22 protein-coding genes and 3 pseudogenes are annotated in these 16,249 nt (G+C 40.4%); 6 read left to right on the forward strand and 19 right to left on the reverse strand.

Annotation, left to right across the window (positions count from 1 at the left end):
• Positions 1-192: 192 nt before the first annotated feature.
• Both AACL23_RS09515 and AACL23_RS09520 read left to right on the forward strand, forming a co-directional pair.
• Positions 193-489: a type II toxin-antitoxin system RelB/DinJ family antitoxin gene (locus AACL23_RS09515; protein ID WP_015873591.1), complete on the forward strand. Its 297-nt coding sequence runs from the start codon at positions 193-195 to the stop codon at positions 487-489.
• A 618-nt stretch (positions 490-1,107) separates the two neighbouring features.
• Positions 1,108-3,030, forward strand: coding sequence for a hypothetical protein (locus AACL23_RS09520; RefSeq protein ID WP_339051360.1), 1,923 nt, complete (start codon positions 1,108-1,110; stop codon positions 3,028-3,030).
• 401 nt (positions 3,031-3,431) lie between these two features.
• Here the strand turns inward: AACL23_RS09520 and AACL23_RS09525 are convergent, their stop codons facing one another.
• The gene (locus tag AACL23_RS09525; protein ID WP_171967136.1) at positions 3,432-3,677 is read right to left on the reverse strand and encodes a hypothetical protein; all 246 of its coding nucleotides are present in this window, start codon (positions 3,675-3,677) and stop codon (positions 3,432-3,434) included.
• A gap of 458 nt (positions 3,678-4,135) precedes the next feature.
• Here AACL23_RS09525 and AACL23_RS09530 point away from each other — a divergent pair, with 458 nt between their 5' ends.
• Together AACL23_RS09530 and AACL23_RS09535 are read left to right on the forward strand one after the other, a co-directional pair.
• A complete protein-coding gene (locus AACL23_RS09530; RefSeq protein WP_267892420.1) occupies positions 4,136-4,345 on the forward strand; it encodes a cupin domain-containing protein in 210 nt (69 codons plus the stop codon).
• Positions 4,346-4,353: 8 nt separating this feature from the next.
• On the forward strand, positions 4,354-4,731 hold the full coding sequence (locus AACL23_RS09535; protein WP_339051369.1) for a JmjC domain-containing protein: 378 nt from the start codon (positions 4,354-4,356) through the stop codon (positions 4,729-4,731).
• Here the strand turns inward: AACL23_RS09535 and AACL23_RS09540 are convergent.
• The 10 genes and pseudogenes from AACL23_RS09540 to AACL23_RS09585 all read right to left on the reverse strand — a co-directional run.
• Positions 4,716-4,889: a hypothetical protein gene (locus AACL23_RS09540; RefSeq protein ID WP_234817496.1), complete on the reverse strand. Its 174-nt coding sequence runs from the start codon at positions 4,887-4,889 to the stop codon at positions 4,716-4,718. The genes AACL23_RS09535 and AACL23_RS09540 overlap by 16 nt on opposite strands.
• A gap of 100 nt (positions 4,890-4,989) precedes the next feature.
• On the reverse strand, positions 4,990-5,391 hold the full coding sequence (locus tag AACL23_RS09545; protein WP_234817497.1) for a hypothetical protein: 402 nt from the start codon (positions 5,389-5,391) through the stop codon (positions 4,990-4,992).
• 244 nt (positions 5,392-5,635) lie between these two features.
• Positions 5,636-5,833 (reverse strand): transcriptional regulator, encoded by a 198-nt coding sequence (locus AACL23_RS09550; protein WP_320409940.1) that lies wholly within the window; start codon positions 5,831-5,833, stop codon positions 5,636-5,638.
• Complete coding sequence (locus AACL23_RS09555; RefSeq protein WP_339051374.1) at positions 5,830-6,255, reverse strand: hypothetical protein; 426 nt, start codon at positions 6,253-6,255, stop codon at positions 5,830-5,832. The genes AACL23_RS09550 and AACL23_RS09555 overlap by 4 nt, the downstream gene beginning before the upstream one ends.
• 331 nt (positions 6,256-6,586) lie before the next feature.
• Positions 6,587-6,736, reverse strand: coding sequence for a hypothetical protein (locus tag AACL23_RS09560; protein ID WP_320410225.1), 150 nt, complete (start codon positions 6,734-6,736; stop codon positions 6,587-6,589).
• Between the two features lie 2 nt (positions 6,737-6,738).
• Complete coding sequence (locus tag AACL23_RS09565; protein ID WP_234817499.1) at positions 6,739-7,101, reverse strand: hypothetical protein; 363 nt, start codon at positions 7,099-7,101, stop codon at positions 6,739-6,741.
• A 106-nt stretch (positions 7,102-7,207) separates the two neighbouring features.
• Positions 7,208-7,492 carry a NadS family protein gene (nadS, locus tag AACL23_RS09570; RefSeq protein WP_015873599.1) on the reverse strand — a complete coding sequence of 95 codons (285 nt, stop codon included), beginning with the start codon at positions 7,490-7,492 and terminating at the stop codon, positions 7,208-7,210.
• 1 nt (position 7,493) lies between these two features.
• On the reverse strand, positions 7,494-7,826 hold the full coding sequence (locus AACL23_RS09575; protein ID WP_015873600.1) for a type II toxin-antitoxin system RelE/ParE family toxin: 333 nt from the start codon (positions 7,824-7,826) through the stop codon (positions 7,494-7,496).
• A 147-nt stretch (positions 7,827-7,973) separates the two neighbouring features.
• The gene (locus tag AACL23_RS09580; protein ID WP_148121474.1) at positions 7,974-8,105 is read right to left on the reverse strand and encodes an MbeD/MobD family mobilization/exclusion protein; all 132 of its coding nucleotides are present in this window, start codon (positions 8,103-8,105) and stop codon (positions 7,974-7,976) included.
• Positions 8,106-8,199: 94 nt separating this feature from the next.
• Positions 8,200-8,390 (reverse strand): annotated as a pseudogene (locus AACL23_RS09585) (recombinase family protein); the annotation flags it as partial.
• A 260-nt stretch (positions 8,391-8,650) separates the two neighbouring features.
• Here AACL23_RS09585 and AACL23_RS09590 point away from each other — a divergent pair.
• Entirely contained in the window at positions 8,651-9,070 is a 420-nt protein-coding gene (locus AACL23_RS09590) for a cupin domain-containing protein (RefSeq protein ID WP_234817500.1), read from the forward strand.
• On the opposite strand, the gene trfA is transcribed toward AACL23_RS09590, so the two are convergent.
• From trfA to AACL23_RS09605, 3 genes and pseudogenes are all read right to left on the reverse strand, one after another.
• The gene (trfA, locus tag AACL23_RS09595; protein WP_339051383.1) at positions 8,990-9,775 is read right to left on the reverse strand and encodes a replication initiator protein A; all 786 of its coding nucleotides are present in this window, start codon (positions 9,773-9,775) and stop codon (positions 8,990-8,992) included. The two genes, AACL23_RS09590 and trfA, sit on opposite strands and share 81 nt — an antisense overlap.
• A gap of 180 nt (positions 9,776-9,955) precedes the next feature.
• Positions 9,956-11,097, reverse strand: a pseudogene (locus AACL23_RS09600) (Tn3 family transposase); the annotation flags it as partial.
• Between the two features lie 156 nt (positions 11,098-11,253).
• Positions 11,254-11,640: pseudogene (locus AACL23_RS09605) on the reverse strand (recombinase family protein); the annotation flags it as partial.
• A gap of 881 nt (positions 11,641-12,521) precedes the next feature.
• Between AACL23_RS09605 and AACL23_RS09610 the strand changes: the two are divergent.
• A complete protein-coding gene (locus AACL23_RS09610; RefSeq protein ID WP_339051385.1) occupies positions 12,522-13,835 on the forward strand; it encodes an anthrax toxin-like adenylyl cyclase domain-containing protein in 1,314 nt (437 codons plus the stop codon).
• Positions 13,836-14,102: 267 nt separating this feature from the next.
• Here AACL23_RS09610 and AACL23_RS09615 read toward each other — a convergent pair whose 3' ends face one another.
• The 5 genes from AACL23_RS09615 to AACL23_RS09635 all read right to left on the reverse strand — a co-directional run bounded on the left by AACL23_RS09615 (position 14,103) and on the right by AACL23_RS09635 (position 16,154).
• The gene (locus AACL23_RS09615) at positions 14,103-14,363 is read right to left on the reverse strand and encodes a hypothetical protein (protein ID WP_171967139.1); all 261 of its coding nucleotides are present in this window, start codon (positions 14,361-14,363) and stop codon (positions 14,103-14,105) included.
• Positions 14,357-14,767 carry a phosphonate ABC transporter ATPase gene (locus AACL23_RS09620; protein ID WP_235661141.1) on the reverse strand — a complete coding sequence of 137 codons (411 nt, stop codon included), beginning with the start codon at positions 14,765-14,767 and terminating at the stop codon, positions 14,357-14,359. The genes AACL23_RS09615 and AACL23_RS09620 overlap by 7 nt, the downstream gene beginning before the upstream one ends.
• 426 nt (positions 14,768-15,193) lie before the next feature.
• The gene (locus AACL23_RS09625; protein ID WP_339051388.1) at positions 15,194-15,403 is read right to left on the reverse strand and encodes a hypothetical protein; all 210 of its coding nucleotides are present in this window, start codon (positions 15,401-15,403) and stop codon (positions 15,194-15,196) included.
• A 29-nt stretch (positions 15,404-15,432) separates the two neighbouring features.
• Positions 15,433-15,522: a hypothetical protein gene (locus AACL23_RS10340; protein ID WP_422389638.1), complete on the reverse strand. Its 90-nt coding sequence runs from the start codon at positions 15,520-15,522 to the stop codon at positions 15,433-15,435.
• Positions 15,523-15,665: 143 nt separating this feature from the next.
• Entirely contained in the window at positions 15,666-16,154 is a 489-nt protein-coding gene (locus AACL23_RS09635; protein WP_339051392.1) for a transposase, read from the reverse strand.
• Positions 16,155-16,249 lie beyond the last annotated feature (95 nt).

The following is a 16,249-nucleotide window of genomic DNA, read 5'->3' on the forward strand; positions in this document are numbered from 1 at the left end:
CAGATAGAGTATTTTAACAAAAAATCAGGGTTTTACTTATTGGGTTAGCGTATCGAGTTGTTCATCTGACAATCCTGTATAGCGTTTAACATGATCGCGCCCTACCCCATCATCTCCAAAATCGTCAAACTAAACTATATGCTCAATCTCACGCTCTGTGAAATATGAGAGGAAGGCACTCCTTGTTTTTACGTGGACGAAAAAATCAAGGTTCAAGCCATCGAGACGCTCGCCGAAATTGGCCTGTCCGTTTCAGATCCCCTGCGCGTGTTTTTAATGCGCGTGGTCGCCGAAAAGCAAATGCCGTTCGCGCTCAAGGTAACGAAAGTGGAAACGCGTGACGCAATCGCGGAGGCCAACCAGATTGCTCTGACTCGCCGTGCAGGTTTTGGCACTTCTACTAAGCTGTTCGATGACCTCGAAAAAAAACTGCAGCAAGTAAGCGCGCTCTACTGCCGCAAGACGCAGACTATACAAAGTCGTTTCTGAAAGATCGGGAGCACTTATCGCGGGCTCGCCAGTACGACATGAACCGGCTCAAGGTTAACAATGTATGTTAGCAGGAATTGAACTGATACAGATCATAGACAAAGGGCAATTTAGCCATCGACAAGGGGAAAATTCTTCCCTGTAGAAAAATGTTATTTTTCGTCTGCTTAAAAAATAAACGACACTTCTTTCGTGTTTATCTTTTCCGATTAATGCAACAAAACCCATAAAAATCGGTTGTCTTTAGATTATGCAATTTTCTAAAGTCAGTTGATTACCTGATGTTTTCACGACCTCTATTTTGGTCAAATAACAAAATGAGCGGTTTTTGATGTTTTTTTATTTTTGTAAGGCTTGTATTCCTTTTAAGACTGACCCAAAACTGAATATCGCAGTGTTAACAAAATTATTTAAATGACTAAAACAAATAAAACGAAGATATTTTCTATTAAAAAATTGAATATCAATAAATTAAATTACTTTTTTAACAGTGCCATAATAACAAAAAAAGATTAAACATAAAATGATGCATTTTTTTATACTCAGTTTTTAAGTCCTTAATATAAAAACTTCAAAATTTTGATTTATTTATACAATTTTTTTAAAGGAAATTTATTCATGGCAATAGATACTACTATCATACCACTTGATTATAGAGGAAAATTTAATGGCAAATATGGTGAATCAGATAAATTTTTAGCGCTTGAAAAAACAGATAATGGGAGTCATGTATATCGATTATTTGAAAACGGCAGGTTTACGGAAAAAACTTTTAGCGCTTCATTGATTAACATAACTAATTCTTCTGAGCCTAAAAAAATAAAATTTGAGCTTAAAAACAAACAACAGGCATCAAATGGTTTGAGCAGAGAAGACCTCGATTCTGCGAACAAATATCTAAAAAAATACGTTTTTAACGAACAGGTTACTTCCCTTTCTAATGGATCAAAAAAACCTGTTAAATGTTCTTTTGGTTCTGCGGATTTAGAAGATGCATCAACACCTAATAATCGTACACTTTTATCTGAAACACAGCAGAAAGAAAATCTTCCCGCTAATTCAATTTCTTCAAACACGACTGTTGCTTCTGAAACCACAATCATATCTTCAGAAGATTCTCGTAATGGAGAACATGCTGCTCAAGCAGATCCAATATCTAGTAAAAGAATCGAGGTACTGACCCAAAAGCCTGAACCAGTAGTTCAACAACCTGCTACAAGGACAACTGAATCTTCATTAGAGCCTATTGAAAAAGTACTTTTGAGCAATTTACCTTCGAAAAGTATTCGCGAAAGAGATGTGATTATAATAAATCCGTGTACTGATGGCGGTGGTGATCAAGCTCTAGGAGAAAAAATAGCTAACATCGCGTTAGATCAAGGGTGCAGAGTTATCATATCTCCGCTAGATGTTTTACGCAAAAACACACATGAATGCAATCAAAAATATCAAAGTTACTCTTTTCGGAATGAGGAACCGCACAATATATCCCAATTTAGTAACCCACTATTCATTATCGCTCCTGTGGGGTTGGCCCTAAGAGAATGTCTAGAAACACACATAAAAGACATGTGCGAAAAGTTTAAATTCACACCAAAAGATGCCATCCTTATTGAAGAAATGGGCATGTTGGATAAATACAACAGTTTAAATGAACAGCAATCCATGCTAAAAAACATTGGGTTCACTGAAGTTACCGGAAATCGTCTGGGGTTTAGTGAAGGAGCTATTGGATATATACCCACAGATGAGAAAACTATTAATGAGATAAAAAATCGGTTTGAAGGTGAGTTGATTAAATTGCTTGACAGTTACAATATGTCTCTTTCACGTGACAGCAGCTACCATCTAGGATACATCAGTTCACCCTATTATGTCACTGCTACAAAGGTATTTATTGCTAACACGCTCTGCGAAACAATCAGGGATAAAAGGAGTGCAAATTTCATAATGAGTCTGCGTACTTTTAGACCTGATATAGATGATAAATCAGATAGCCTCATTGACGAAATAACCAAAATACTTAAATTTGATAATAATTATGATTATCTCTCTCTTTTTTCAAAAGCCACAATTATCGTTATAGACTCTGATAGTGGTGACGTGAAAACGAGAAAGGAACTTAAAGGTAATGGAACCAAAGAAGTGAAAATTATTTTAACAAATAAACTACCAAAAAATATCTATGATGATTTCATGCTATTAGCTGACACAGGAATGGCTACCGGAGACCAGTCACTTAGCGAGTACCTGACCTTAAAAAAAACTCTACCTTACTATGATACGCAGATATGGAAATACAACTTGATGAAATCAATACAAAAGCTTGGTGGTGGTGAATTAAAAAAATATCTTGAAGGAAAATTTGTTCTTGAAACAACACCAATGAAAAGAATATTTTCTTTGTATAGCCCCGCAGAAACCACTCTGAATCCAGAGCAGTCAATTAAAAAAAAGGAATTAGATAAAATAATATCATCTAATATCGCCACCCCACTTATTAGCGAGCAAATTCGGTCTAAAATGCATCAAAAAAAATAAATTCTGAAAAATGAGAAAACACAGACTGTAACCTTTTGCCATCAGACACAAAGTCGGGTTTTTCGCTCGGATTTACCATAGGCCTGCTACCCGTAACGTAACGATCAGAACGAGTTCGGATCGCCTGTGGCGGCATTTTGGTAAAACTGGCAATAAACTACCCGAAAAACTGCTCCGTTTGCACCTGGTAAATTTTAACTACCTGTATAAGCTTATGCAGCCAAGTCAATCGAGTTAGGTTTGGAACAGGTATATTTGCTGGATGCACTTTTACGTGTAAAAGATTGCCATGAGTATCGGTAACTATGTGCCTTTTGCTGCATCAGTTTTTTTGACACTTTGTGAATCAATCAGACTCTAAGAGGGGTGAGATTTTTTTCCAGAAGCCACGCTGCTTTTTTCTACCACATCATGTTTCCTTTTTTCCCAAATTCCTTTGTCTTTTGCTCTTCTAAAAAAGCTATAAACGGTTTGCCAGGGTGGCCAGCATTTTGGCAAATTTCTCCAGTACCGGTTTTACTGATAGCAAACCCCGCATTCACAACTGCCCTTTTTTCATATTTGCTCCGATTACCATCATTTCCATACTTAAAATTACCACTTATTATCTCCCGATGAGTATCCCTTAAATCACTCGTGTATCTCACTTTTTAACTGCTATGGCACTGTTAACAAAGTTAATGTTAAGATAATCTCTGTTTTTTTGAGGGTGATAAAAGATAAAAAACAGGCGCACTCCCATCAAAGAATATGATTTTATCAAACAAATTGAGTCAGATATTGTTAAATATGATAAGCGAACAGGTAGGCTATCCTAAGATAAGCCATTATCCATACAGAGAGAAGCTAATGATGGTGCAGAGGTCATTTGTACATCATATTATGGTCGAGAGGCTAAACTTGAACCCTATTATCCCCCCAAATTTCCAATATATGATGATGCTGGAGGAGTTTTAGGAACTTTTTTTATGCTAAAAAGTTCAGTTTTATCTCTATCTGTGATTTTTTTAATCATTTAAAATCCTCCGTTCTTACATTAAATTCTCCTGTAGAAAAAACGCTCGAAAGCCAACTCATTCAAAGGCGTCACGGGAGATGTCAATTCGTGTATAAACCCTTTAATCGGTATGCGTCCTTAGGCCAAAGCAACTGGTCACTAAAAGTGGAAGCGATGAACCATTGGCACAGACCCGTTGAAGAATTGATGTCCCTGTTTCGAATTTTTCCTGATTGGGTCAAAGAAGAGCTGAGGGTGTCTTTTTCACTCCCCGGGGGTGGGATTGGCCTCGGGCTAAACCGTCTGACGTGTTTATGATTCAAGGGATGGGCCGCCGCCGCTGGCGTGTAGGGAATCGCTGGTCATCGCCGGTTGATTGTGGTCAAAACGACTTTTCTGAAAAGATAATTGATGAAGAGCTGACATCTGGTGATATTTTGTATATCCCCAAGGGCTTTTCCCATGAATCGGTTTCGTCCGAAGCGGCCATGACTTACTGCCTTCACTTCTGGACAGACAACAGCTTTCTTATGATAAGGAATTGGACTGAGTCCCTTTCAGATGAACATCATCGAGGCATTGAGTATTCCCCTTCGCCCGATTTACTATTGCGTGAAGACCCCACTGAAATTCTGCCGCAAGATATCACTGCCCTCCAAGACATGATGAGCCAATTCTTATTCTATAGTCAATCAATCAGCTGAATACTTGATGCCAATAGGTGATGAGGAATAAACTGATTCAGTCCGATTTCTTCAATATATTTTTTGAATTTATCCTGATGATGAACCCCTGTTTTTTCATCAATCCCCCGTAATTTATTGTCAATCGTTCTATGAGAGAGATGTAAACATTTTGCCACTTATTTTTGACTTACACCCTGATAATAATAAAAACTTATCTGAAGTTCGCGTTGAGTCAATATTGTATTGGAGAGTGAAGGGGTTAATGTTTTGGGTGATTTACCCTGGATATAGTCTAAAGCTGAAAAGAATTGACATTGTCTGGCTTGGGCTCCCGATAAGTTCACCTTCTTGATTACAGAAAGGATGAATATCAACAATGTAGGGTTGAAGACGGTTTTTTTCCAAAATGACCTTTATCAGTAAAGAGACAGCAGTTTCTTTTTGTATGACCCTCTCCTCCTGTTTCTTGATACCTTCAAACAATTCCGATATGTCCGGTTTGATTTCAGATAACCCTTGCCCTTCAACAGGAACCCCTGTGGGGACATTCAATAGTTCAGCCATCGCGTGATTCATATAAAAATAACAAGAGGCTTTATCGCGGATGTGCTGGGGATGAGGATGAGGGTTCAGGTAATAAATTATCTGCGGACAAATTTTTTTTGGATTGGAATGCATCCCACTCTTCCCCCCTTTTTTTGAAAAGAGCCTTAATTAAGTGAAAAATCCCTGGTGTGAGCTGTCAATAATAAAGTTCAGCCGGGTTCTATATTTTTAGTGTGGTGATTTAGGGTATGAATATACTGAATATGAAGTAGGGTACAACCAGTCTAATTGTTTCGGGTTTGTCTTGTATAGGTTAAAACAGTTTGATGTAAGGCAAACAAGACTAACCGTATATGGAACAGAGAAATCAGATGGCTTAAGGAGAACATTTGAAGCTTCTTTTTAATCTCTTGAAGGTATCTCTGACCACCGGATAGGAAACGCCGCGTGTAGAAGCAATTTCTTTTTTTGTGAGACCTAAAGAAAACAACAGGGCGGTTTCAAATTGGGCAGAGGTCAGTTCAGGAAACACGTCATGTAAATCAGAAACACTCGTGAAGTCAAAAGTTCTCATAAGACCCCCTCCCTCATAGGCTGACGGCCGGCCCGAGGTTCTTTGTCACCACCGGGTAACGTACTCAACAGCGATAACGGCAATTTCTTATCGCGCATAACCTCTTCGTGCGCATGAAAAACATCCAGAACTTGAGAAGACTCCGCCGTCATCTCCAGAATATCCGTCATCGCGGCATTGGTATAAACCTGAGATTCCGCATCAGTAAAGCCACAGGGGATCGTGAAACTTTGGCAAAATTGCTTGATGGCACTATTCATGAGACCCCCCTCTATTTTCAGAAGGGATGCACGTTGGCGAGGCGTTAAGTTTTTAGAAATGCGGGCAAATTTAGCCAGGATGGCGGGTCGAGCGTTACAGATACGCTGACAAAAAATGGGATGCAGACTTTTAGGATAAGTGTTAAGTAGGGTAGTAGCCATGATAGCAACCTCCAAGGAATAGTTGAACTCGCTACCACTAGAGTTACTACGCTCAGGGTGGTAGCCCAGACGGGGGTAGTAAACCGGCTTCCTTGGATACCAGCCACCCTTACGGGTGCCCCACCTGAGCCACCATGATTTACAGGTATGCCTAGGCGTTTTTGCGACAATAAAAAAGACGCTGGGCGCGTCATCTGTCGCCAAGGAAAAACACGGGTTACTACGCCCGATTAACCATTGAGGGTTAACATCTCAATTATAGCGACTGGTCGGAAAAGCAGCAAGGAAATATTAATGGAGGTGGGTGTACTTTCAGGATTTTGTTCACAATTTATATTGTCTTTAAACGCCACAATTTATCAGTGCCCACTTTTATTATTCCGATTCTTGGTGTTGCCATAGATTCTGGCTGAATAGTGGAGTTGTAAACACAAAAATCATGAGACTGTGTTAAATCAATCTGGTTATTATTTTTTGTGATATTTAATTTTTTGCAGAGTTTACCCGGCCCATCAGCGCATTCATCTCAGCATCAGACAGACCCGTCGACATTTTGACAATCGCTCGATCAACCCCGTTAGCCAGAAGCTGACGAGCTATAGTTCTGGCAGATTCTGCCTTACCTTTTTGAATGCCTTCTTGTCTACCTTCTTGTCTTAAGGCTTGAGCCATTGTCATCAGTGTCCCCTCATATTTTTCTGATTTCTTCGCTATCTCAGTGATAAACTCCATCGGGTTTGTTGCATTCCCCTCTTGAATCAGATAATTCATCATCGTCATCACCTCATTATCCGTATATTCATTATACGATAAAATGGCCCCAATTTCATTGAGTAACTCGCTCATATCCCGTCGACGAATGTGCTTTTGATTTCCGGGGCTTCTTTTTTCTGTTGCCGTTAAAGTTACACGCGAACGGCCTCGCCTGTCGAATTTCTTCTGTCACATCAGCTTAATGCGCCGCCAGTTCATCAAAGAATTTCGGGTTAGCCTGAATGGTGGCCAGCACTTTTGCCGCCAGTCCGGTCGGGTTACGGCGTCCTGTTTCCCAGCTCTTGATGGTGGCCAGACTGGTTCCCAGTACTTTCGCCATTTCGCTTTGGGTAACATTCAGATTTTCCCTGATAGCCTTCACATCAGCCAGTGCGTAGCAGGTAACACGGGCAGGCTCTTTGGTTTCGTTTTTGATTTCAATGGCCTCTTCCAGAGAGGCTTTCAGCTCGTCAAAAAAACTCATTTTACACCTCGTCTTTCAGTCGCTGGGTCAGTTTCCTCAGTTCCGCTTTTTCTGCATCAGTGAGGCTGTCTTTGGTGCTTTTCGGGTAGGCCATCACCAGATAAATTACCTCGGATGTGGCAAGGAAGTAAATCACCCGCACACTGCCGCTTTTTCCCTGATTTCCCGTCGCCATCCTGATTTTTCGTAGGCCGCCCGTTTTCTGGATGAGATCCCCTTTATCCGGTGATTCGATAAGCTCTTTCTGAAGCTCTTTGAGTTCATCATCCGTGGCGATCTGTTTTATCTGACGGGTGAACATCGTTGTCTCGATAAACTCAATCGCATGACTCACGGCTGTCTCCTGTTAATTATTGATGTACATAGTACACCAATAATCAGCATACTGAAACCTCAGAAATACGTTTGTTCAAACCTTACATCGAAGGACCATAGTAGCGCGCCTACTGCTTTTCCTGCCGTAACTGCTGCTCATGCTGTTTCACGAGCGCATTAACCGGCTCAGATCGCTGCTCAAGCGTTCTACCTGCTCGTATAATCCGTTCACCTGATTGCTCAAGTTCTGACAGACCCTGTCGTTGTGTTCCAGCGCCTGTGAGGTAGTCTCGAGCATGCGTTGCAAACTGCTGTAAGTCCCCCGCATAGATTTATGTCTTTCTGATCTCAATCACCCGGTGTCTGGCGAGAAGCCGTACCACGGTCGAAGGTTAAACACGGAACAGGCGGTCTGTATCAGCGCCTTTTTTCTGCCTCGATGTGACGAGAGAGACAATTTTTTTTGCTGCGGGGGCGTTAATTTGGGGCGTCGTCCACCAACACGACCGTCCTGGCGTGCCGCTGCAAGTCCGTTCCGTGTCCGTTCACGAAGCATGGTGCGTTCAAATTCAGCAAAGGAGCCAACAATCTGCATCATCTTAGGAAACCTCTTCGACAACTTCTCTGATGTTGTCAACCCTACTTTAAAATTGACTGATTTTTGATCTTCTGAAATGTCTGGTTTTGCTTAATCACGCCATTCCTGTTTTTCTGGCACGCTAACAATAAGAAAAGTAAATCATTTTCTTCTCTAATATCATCATTTTTAATGATATACTCTTCCTTCAATAAAGCCGGAAGGTATTTTATTCATTTTGATCATCAACAGGGAGAATGTAGTAAATGTATCTCATCATCAACTGGGAAGAGTTTTTACAACACCACTGGCAGAAACAGCCTGTCTTTTTAAAAAAAGCGATATCTGATTTTATCAATCCGGTTTCGCCTGAAGAGCTAGAAAAACTGGTCATAGAAAAACCCCTCGAGAGCCAACTCATTCAAAGGCGTCACGGAAAATGTCAATTAGTGCATCAATCTTTTAATGGGTATGCCTCATTAGGTCAACGAAACTGGTCACTACGGGTGGAAGCGATTCATCATTGGCACAGAGCCGCTGAAGAATTCCTGTCTCTTTTTCGTGTTTTCCCCGATTGGGTCAAAGAAGCGCTGACAGTGTTTTTTTCAGTCCCCGGTGGTGGGATTTCCCCTCAGACTAAACCGTCTGACCTGTTGGTGATACAAGGCGGTGCTGCCCGTTTTTAAATGCAGTTTTTCAAGGGCTATCGTAAACTCTCCCTGATGACCACAATGCTTACGCGCTATTTCATAAAGTCGCCTGTCTATTGCTTTTCTGATACGGAAATAGTCGGGACTGATTTTCAGCATTTTCTTTTTATGCAATGCCTGATAAAGCGAATCAGGTAACGTTATCTCAATCATACCAATATCAAGATTACCTTTCTTTTCATCAAGAATTCGCCAACTATCAATAAGACCAAAGCCAATACTTTCCTGCTTTTCTTCTGAATAAAAAACATTGGTCTTAATTGTTGTTCCCTTTAACCTATCTAAAGCCCTTTCTAATTCTTGATAAGTTCTACCACTAATTGTTCTATTCGTGGTTACAAAAAAATCATAAGGCGTAAAACAAATTGTTCTACTTATTTCTTGATGATTATTAATCGCTTCCTGTAGTTTTGATATACTATAAATCCAGACATCTTTATCAAAAACAGTGGCTAATCCATCAGCCGTAGCCTTAACAATAACGGTTACATTCCCATTTTTGTATTTTCTAACCTTGGTATCTCCGCCTTTCAAGGCAAAAAAAGGGGGTTCCATGCTTGCCATCTCATCCCTGAAACTCGAAAGCTCGACCTCATCAGCAATAAAAAATTCTAACTCATCTTTACGGGGACGTAACGTTCTCAATTTGCTTACTCTCTGATTAATTGTATGATCTGCCATAGCCTTAATCCTATCTAGTGTCTAGGGTTGTTGGTCAGAGCCGGTCAGGTGTTAGCAGCACTTGATTGGCTCGTTTCTGTGATTTAAAAACCTAAATACTGTGATTTAAAAACCAACATGTCGAAAAACTTATTATATTTCATATACGAGGTCTGAGGCTCAGTGGAACGAAAACTCACGTTAAGCAATTTTTTCTTCCTCTGACGTTGCTTTTAATGGCCTCAGATGCCCTCTGGTCACCCGTTCTGCCAGCGTGAAGGAATAATGGCCGCGCATATTTGATATGTCCGTGGCAAAGCGCGGTGAGAGGAGTGCGATATCTTCATCATTCAGGGTTTCACCGTGTGCCCTGAGATGATCCAGTGCAGCCTGAATATAAATAGTGTTCCATAATACGACGGCGTTAGTAACAAGCCCCAGTGCTCCCAGTTGATCTTCCTGACCGTCGGTATATCGCTTTCTTATCTCACCTTTCTGTCCGTGGCAGATAGCTCTGGCAACGGCATGGCGGCTTTCTCCCCGGTTAAGTTGGGTCAGAATGCGCCTGCGGTAATCTTCATCATCAATATAATTAAGCAGATACAACGTTTTGTTAATGCGTCCCACTTCAATGATTGCCTGAGTCAGTCCGGAGGGGCGTTCACTTTTCAGTAATGAACGGACCAGCACGGAAGCCTGTAATTTGCCCAGCTTCAGGGAGCCTGCAGCCCGCATCATTTCGTCCCACTGAAGGACTATTTTTCGGGGATCTGATTGCCCTCTGGCAATATCATTCAGCACAGCATAATCGGCGTCATTGTCCAGGCGCCAGAAAACCGAAGCACCGGCATCAGCCAGACGCGGGGAAAACGGGTATCGGAGCAGCCAGAAAAGGCCAAAGACAAGATCGCTGGCCCCAGCGCGGGGTATCGGTCATAATTTCGCTGGGATTCAGCCCTGTCTCCTGTTCCAGAAGGCCTTCCAGCACAAAGATAGAGTCCCTCATTGTCCCTGGTATAACGATGCCATGAAAACCGGAATACTGATCGGACATAAATTTGTACCAGGTGATCCCTCTGTTATGGCCAAAGTATTTACGGTTGGGGTCCGGCATTGATTGTTCTGACCGGCGTAACAAAGCGCATTCCGTCTGCAGACGCCACTTCACCGCCACCACAGACCCGGGCCAGTGGCAGTGTTGCCTGAAAATCAACCAGTCTGGCATTCGCACTGGTGATAGTTTCAGCCCGCAGGTAGTTTGCTTTTATCCAGTTCAGCCTGTGTCGGGTCAGAGCTGGAACATTTGACCTTATTAGGGGTTCCAGGCCGATATTGCACGCCTCTCACCGCTTTGCCACAGACATATCAATATGCTCGGCCATTATTTCTTCACGCTGGCAGAACGGGTGATCAGAGGGCATCTGAGGCCATTAAAAGCAACGTCAGAGGAAGAAAAAATTGCTTAACGTGAGTTTTCGTTCCACTGAGCCTCAGACCCCAAGAAGTAGATCGCGCTTAAATTCAGCAACCGCTGAAATCACCTGCATCGTCATTTTTCCAGCGAGGCTCGTTAAATCAACGCCTCCCAACGCCAGGCAATGTACCCGAATGTCTGATGCGGCTAGTTGCTCCACCGTTTTCCTGATATCCATCGCGTTACGTCCAAGACGATCCAGTTTTGTGACAATCAGTACATCGCCATTTTCCATGCGATCAAGCAACCGGGTGAAACCGGGTCGTTCACTGGCAGTAACTGAGCCGCTGATATGTTCTTTTATCAGTCTCTGAGGTCTGACGTTAAAACCAGCGACTTCGATTTCCCGGCGCTGATTTTCGGTGGTTTGTTCCAGAGTGGAGACCCGGCAGTAGGCAAAAACTCGTGACATAATGAAATCTTCTGTACGAAAAAGACCCATATTAAGTTAAAATCCAAAATTTATGGACTCAATAAATGGCCAAAACCCACGGAATTGGGTAGCAAGACGCCATTCCAGTCTATGCAGGAATGGTACAAACTCAAACCTGAACTCTTCAAAAGCACACCATACTACCTTACGGGATGTGACATTTTTACTATGTCACTAAAAAGCATTTTGGAGAGAGGGAGGAATATATTTATTATAAATTTACATAAAAAATTATATTTATAAACTTTATTTTACGTTTATTTGAATTGGAATTTGTAAAATATTTTGAATTAAAAAATCTTAAAATTTAAAAATAAATTCAATAAAATAAATTATTATAAATTAAATTTAATAGACACAAATTAAATTTAAAAATCTGGGCTATTTCACTAAGGCCTGTTAGCTATAACAAAAAAATTTTTATTTAAAATAAACTATCAATTATTAAATTTTTTAAATTAAATAACTTTATACATAAATAAAAAATCAATACAAAGCCTAATGATTGGAGGTGAAAAATCGCTTCTTCACTTACAAATAGCAAAGAATATAAGTAAATTTTTTTAAAAAATTTATAGAACAAAAGGTTATTAATAAAGATCTTTTATTAAAATAACAATCAAAACAAATCTCTTTTTCAAAACCAAACATGTAATACATTGAATTGAATTTAAATATAAAAAAAGTAGTATTTAGTAAAAATAAAATTTAAATTAATCAAAAATCGATTTAAATAGAATTTAAAATTAATAAAAAATTAAATTTTTATCAATCAAATAGTGCCGTCTATTTTAACAGAATCACAAGAAATTTTGAATATATTATATTATATTATATTATATTAAATAAAGGGAAATTAAATGGGAATTAAAAATCTTATAAATCCTTCTACATATATAAAAAAAAACTCAACTTCAAATTTGAAGTTTTTTCAAACAATCAAAAAATGTCATAAGCAAAGTAATATTCAAAATTTGAGACGTGCGATAAATATCAATACTAATTCGTTATCAAAAAATGAAAAAAGTATAGGTGCTGATAACAATTTGTATTTTAAAAAGATTAAAAAGCTCTGTGAGAAAAAAGGCGTAGGCGTTTTACCAGAGCATCTCATTAGATTGCAAACTTTAGCTCAACAGAAAAATTGTATTATTGGCATTCGCCCTGTTGATCTGATGGCAACAGATCTGATAAGAGATGGTTATCCGACTAAGGGATTTAAGATCAAAGGCAAAAGTGCGAATTGGGGCCCCCAAACAGCTTTTATCTGTGTCAATCAAGAATTAAGTAAGCTGGCAGATCAGCCAGAGAAAGTGAGTAAATTTAATAAGGAGGTACAAAATTGTCTGTCTGGAGGAGATGCCCAGAAAGTACAGTTAAAGATAACAAAAAATCGGCTTGAGTTGCTTAAACAAAAAAATATTGTCTTCGATATAAAATATGAATCTAATGGCTTAGTTAAATTAAAGGCCAAAACTTCGAATAATAAGGTGCATAAATTTGTTCTGGATCCTTCTGATAAAGAGCCCGGAGTATATGAGGTCAAGTATAAAGGCAAACCGATTGAAGTACTCGCTCCAATAGGAGACAATAAAAAACCACTGACAGCTGATTATGATCTTTTTATGATTGCTCCTTCAGTAACGGATTTTGGTTTTCAGGATATTTTACCGGTGAAAGACGTCTCACATAGTATTTTTAGAAAAAGAGTCAAGCAATACATCAAAGACCTTTCAGAGCCTCTTAAAGAGCTGTATTCAGATCCTGATACATTTTATGCACCCGAAGACGAAGAGATTGGTAATGCCTCCTTACGTATCCGTGACATGATCAGTGATATTAATCAGCACCTGGTTGGTAACGGTGAAAAGGTTGTTCACCATAACAGCGACACAGGTAGCCCTGCGACTGATATGAAAGCAAACTTCCCTGCTGCTTTTGTTCTGCCTGAGACTCTAGGAAAGTTTGATAAAATCTGCGTAATAAAAAACGTTGATGAATTAAAAAATCTCGTACAGCACGCAAAAGATGCAGGATATTATGTGCCGTCAAACCCACTTTGGGAAAAAGATATTACAAGCATCCGTTCTTCATCTTTTAAAGCTGCAAAAAAGGTCTTAATAGGTCATTGCGCGAAGATAATTAAACCCAAATTAGGGTTGAAAGCAGATTGACTACTTTAAACATTTTTCATCAGTTAAATACGGCCACTCTGTCAACCTGAACACTTTTTTTACGCCGGGTTTGTCTCGTTACTTGAATGTTAGAACCAATCTCACATCCAAACAGGAACGCAGGGCCAAAAAACTGACGGGCGTCTATTCATCACATAACGAAAAAAGATTCATCTCTTCTCAATGACTCCCAGTGAATATTTTCAGATCATCTGAAAAAAACAGGATCTAAAAAAGCGAAATCCTTCAGTCAAAAATCTGATTAATTTAATAAAAACATTTATTCAGCGCCTCTCTAATGATGGCGCTGACATTCTTTGGTTTAATTCCTAAACGTTTGTTAAATAAGGCTTTATCTTCAATTTCTCGCAATAGACTCTGAGAAAGTGATATGGTAGTTCTCGCCATCTCATTTTCAGATCCCTGTCCTTTTTTTTCTTCTCCATAAGGTCTATCTGCAAGCCTATTAGCTAATAAATCTGCTTCTTCTGAGGTGAGTTCATTACGTTGTTTAGGTTTTTTCAGCATGATTTAAAAACCTCCTCAAGCAAACTCAATACTTCATATTTGGCATTCTCGTTAGAAGACTCTAATACAGATTTTCCTTCTGTCATGACATCCCTGTAAACTTTACGATAATGTGCCACGGAATTGAGAGGAACAAGCTCTTTGAATTCTTTTACAAAATCAAGAAATTCAGCCCGTTCTTTTTCACGTAAAACAGGATTATTGGTCGCCATGCTTTGATAACAATAGGCTTTAATTTCTGGGTTTAAATCACGAATACTTTGCAATTGTTGCTGTAATTCTATTAATGTATCTAAATCAAGTTGGGAACATTGATGAGGCGCAATGATTTGATGAGCCACTGTACTCCCCGTGATAAGCTCTCGACTATTTCTTCCTCCAGCAACATCGACGATGACATGCAAATCTCTTCTCCACGCAATGCTAATCCAACGGCGATATTTATTGCAGTTGTTTTTTTAGCGGCGCTACCTTTATTACAACCTAAAATAGTTATCAATCTAAATACTTAATACTTAATACTTATTTATTAAGTATTAAGTATTAAGTATTAAGTATGAAATAATAAGTATGAACTAATACAATTTTAGAGTGAAAAAAATATCATTGCACAGACATTGCTAATGAAAGAGGCAAGTCTATAGAGGCCGCGTCAGGTAGCGCCGGACGATTGCGGGGGTGGATGTCTATCTTCTATCGACGCCACAAGATGAATGTTCCTAACGCGAGCTCACTTCAGGTATCACCGTCCAGAACTGCGCCCACTTTCGATGAGTCTCTGGCCCAAGGGACGACGACACCCCTTCAGTGAGAGGAAAAGACGCCATGGCCTACCTCAGTCTCTCAATATGATCGCCTGTTAATTGATACCCCGCCACCTGTAGGGTGTCTACTTTCAGATCACGGGCCATGTCAGGATTGTAATAATCTCTTATCGTCACACTGTCACCAGAAAAGGGAGCATCAACCCCAATTTTTAAATCAGGACCCTCTTTTTGAAGCCATATCTTCTCTCGAGTGATCTCTTTTGAGTCCGTCAAATCCAGAATGTCATGGCCTCCCTCCTCAATCAGGGTATCGTGCCCGTCACCCAGAGCAAATCGGTAAACATCATCCCCCTGCCCCCCCTCAGATCATCGTTGCCCGTACCGCCTTGCAAGATATCTTCTCCCGCACCGCCTGACAGGATATAATGACTGCCGAACAGTTTATCATTCCCCTCCTGCCTTATGTCGCATAGTTATCTACACATCATGTAGGGTTAAGAACCGCCATCGCGAAATGAGCAAGTTCTTCAGGGGTCTATTCTGCTAATAAAGTCAAGGTATTGAGTAAGATGAATAGTCCTGCGAGCAGAGCTGGAGCGCTTTCTATTCGTCCTCGTTTTTGTTGCCGTCCGGATAATCGACAAATTAACTGACGGGCGGCTACATTGTCGTTGCCTTCAGAGCGTTGTCGTCTCCATACCAGTACACATGCCATACTGGCTATCAATAACCTGCGTAGCACAGCTCCAGCACTAAGCTGACGCCATTTTTCTACGTCATGTCCAGCCCCTTTGAGCAGCTTCAAAAAGGAGTCGATACTCCAGCGCCAGTAATACCAGCGAGCGACTTCTGCGCTGATGCTCTCTCGGCTTACGTTTGTGAGCCGCGTCCAGCGTCCGATAAAATTACCGTCAGTATCGGTAAGGCGAACCGCAACCAGTCTGAGCGTCAGAGCTACGTCTGGCTGTACTTTCACTCGCCGGCCCGTGTTCTTGTCTTTCCGCTTCGGTTTTGAGGCGGGCATCAATCCCGCCAATAGGTAAGTTCAGATCATGCTACAACCTAATAGCAGATATCCATAAAGATGTGTAGATACCTATGCCTTGGGGTCAAGGCGAT

The organism is Candidatus Williamhamiltonella endosymbiont of Tuberolachnus salignus, from assembly GCF_964019775.1.
Classification (GTDB): Bacteria; Pseudomonadota; Gammaproteobacteria; order Enterobacterales; family Enterobacteriaceae; genus Hamiltonella; species Hamiltonella defendens.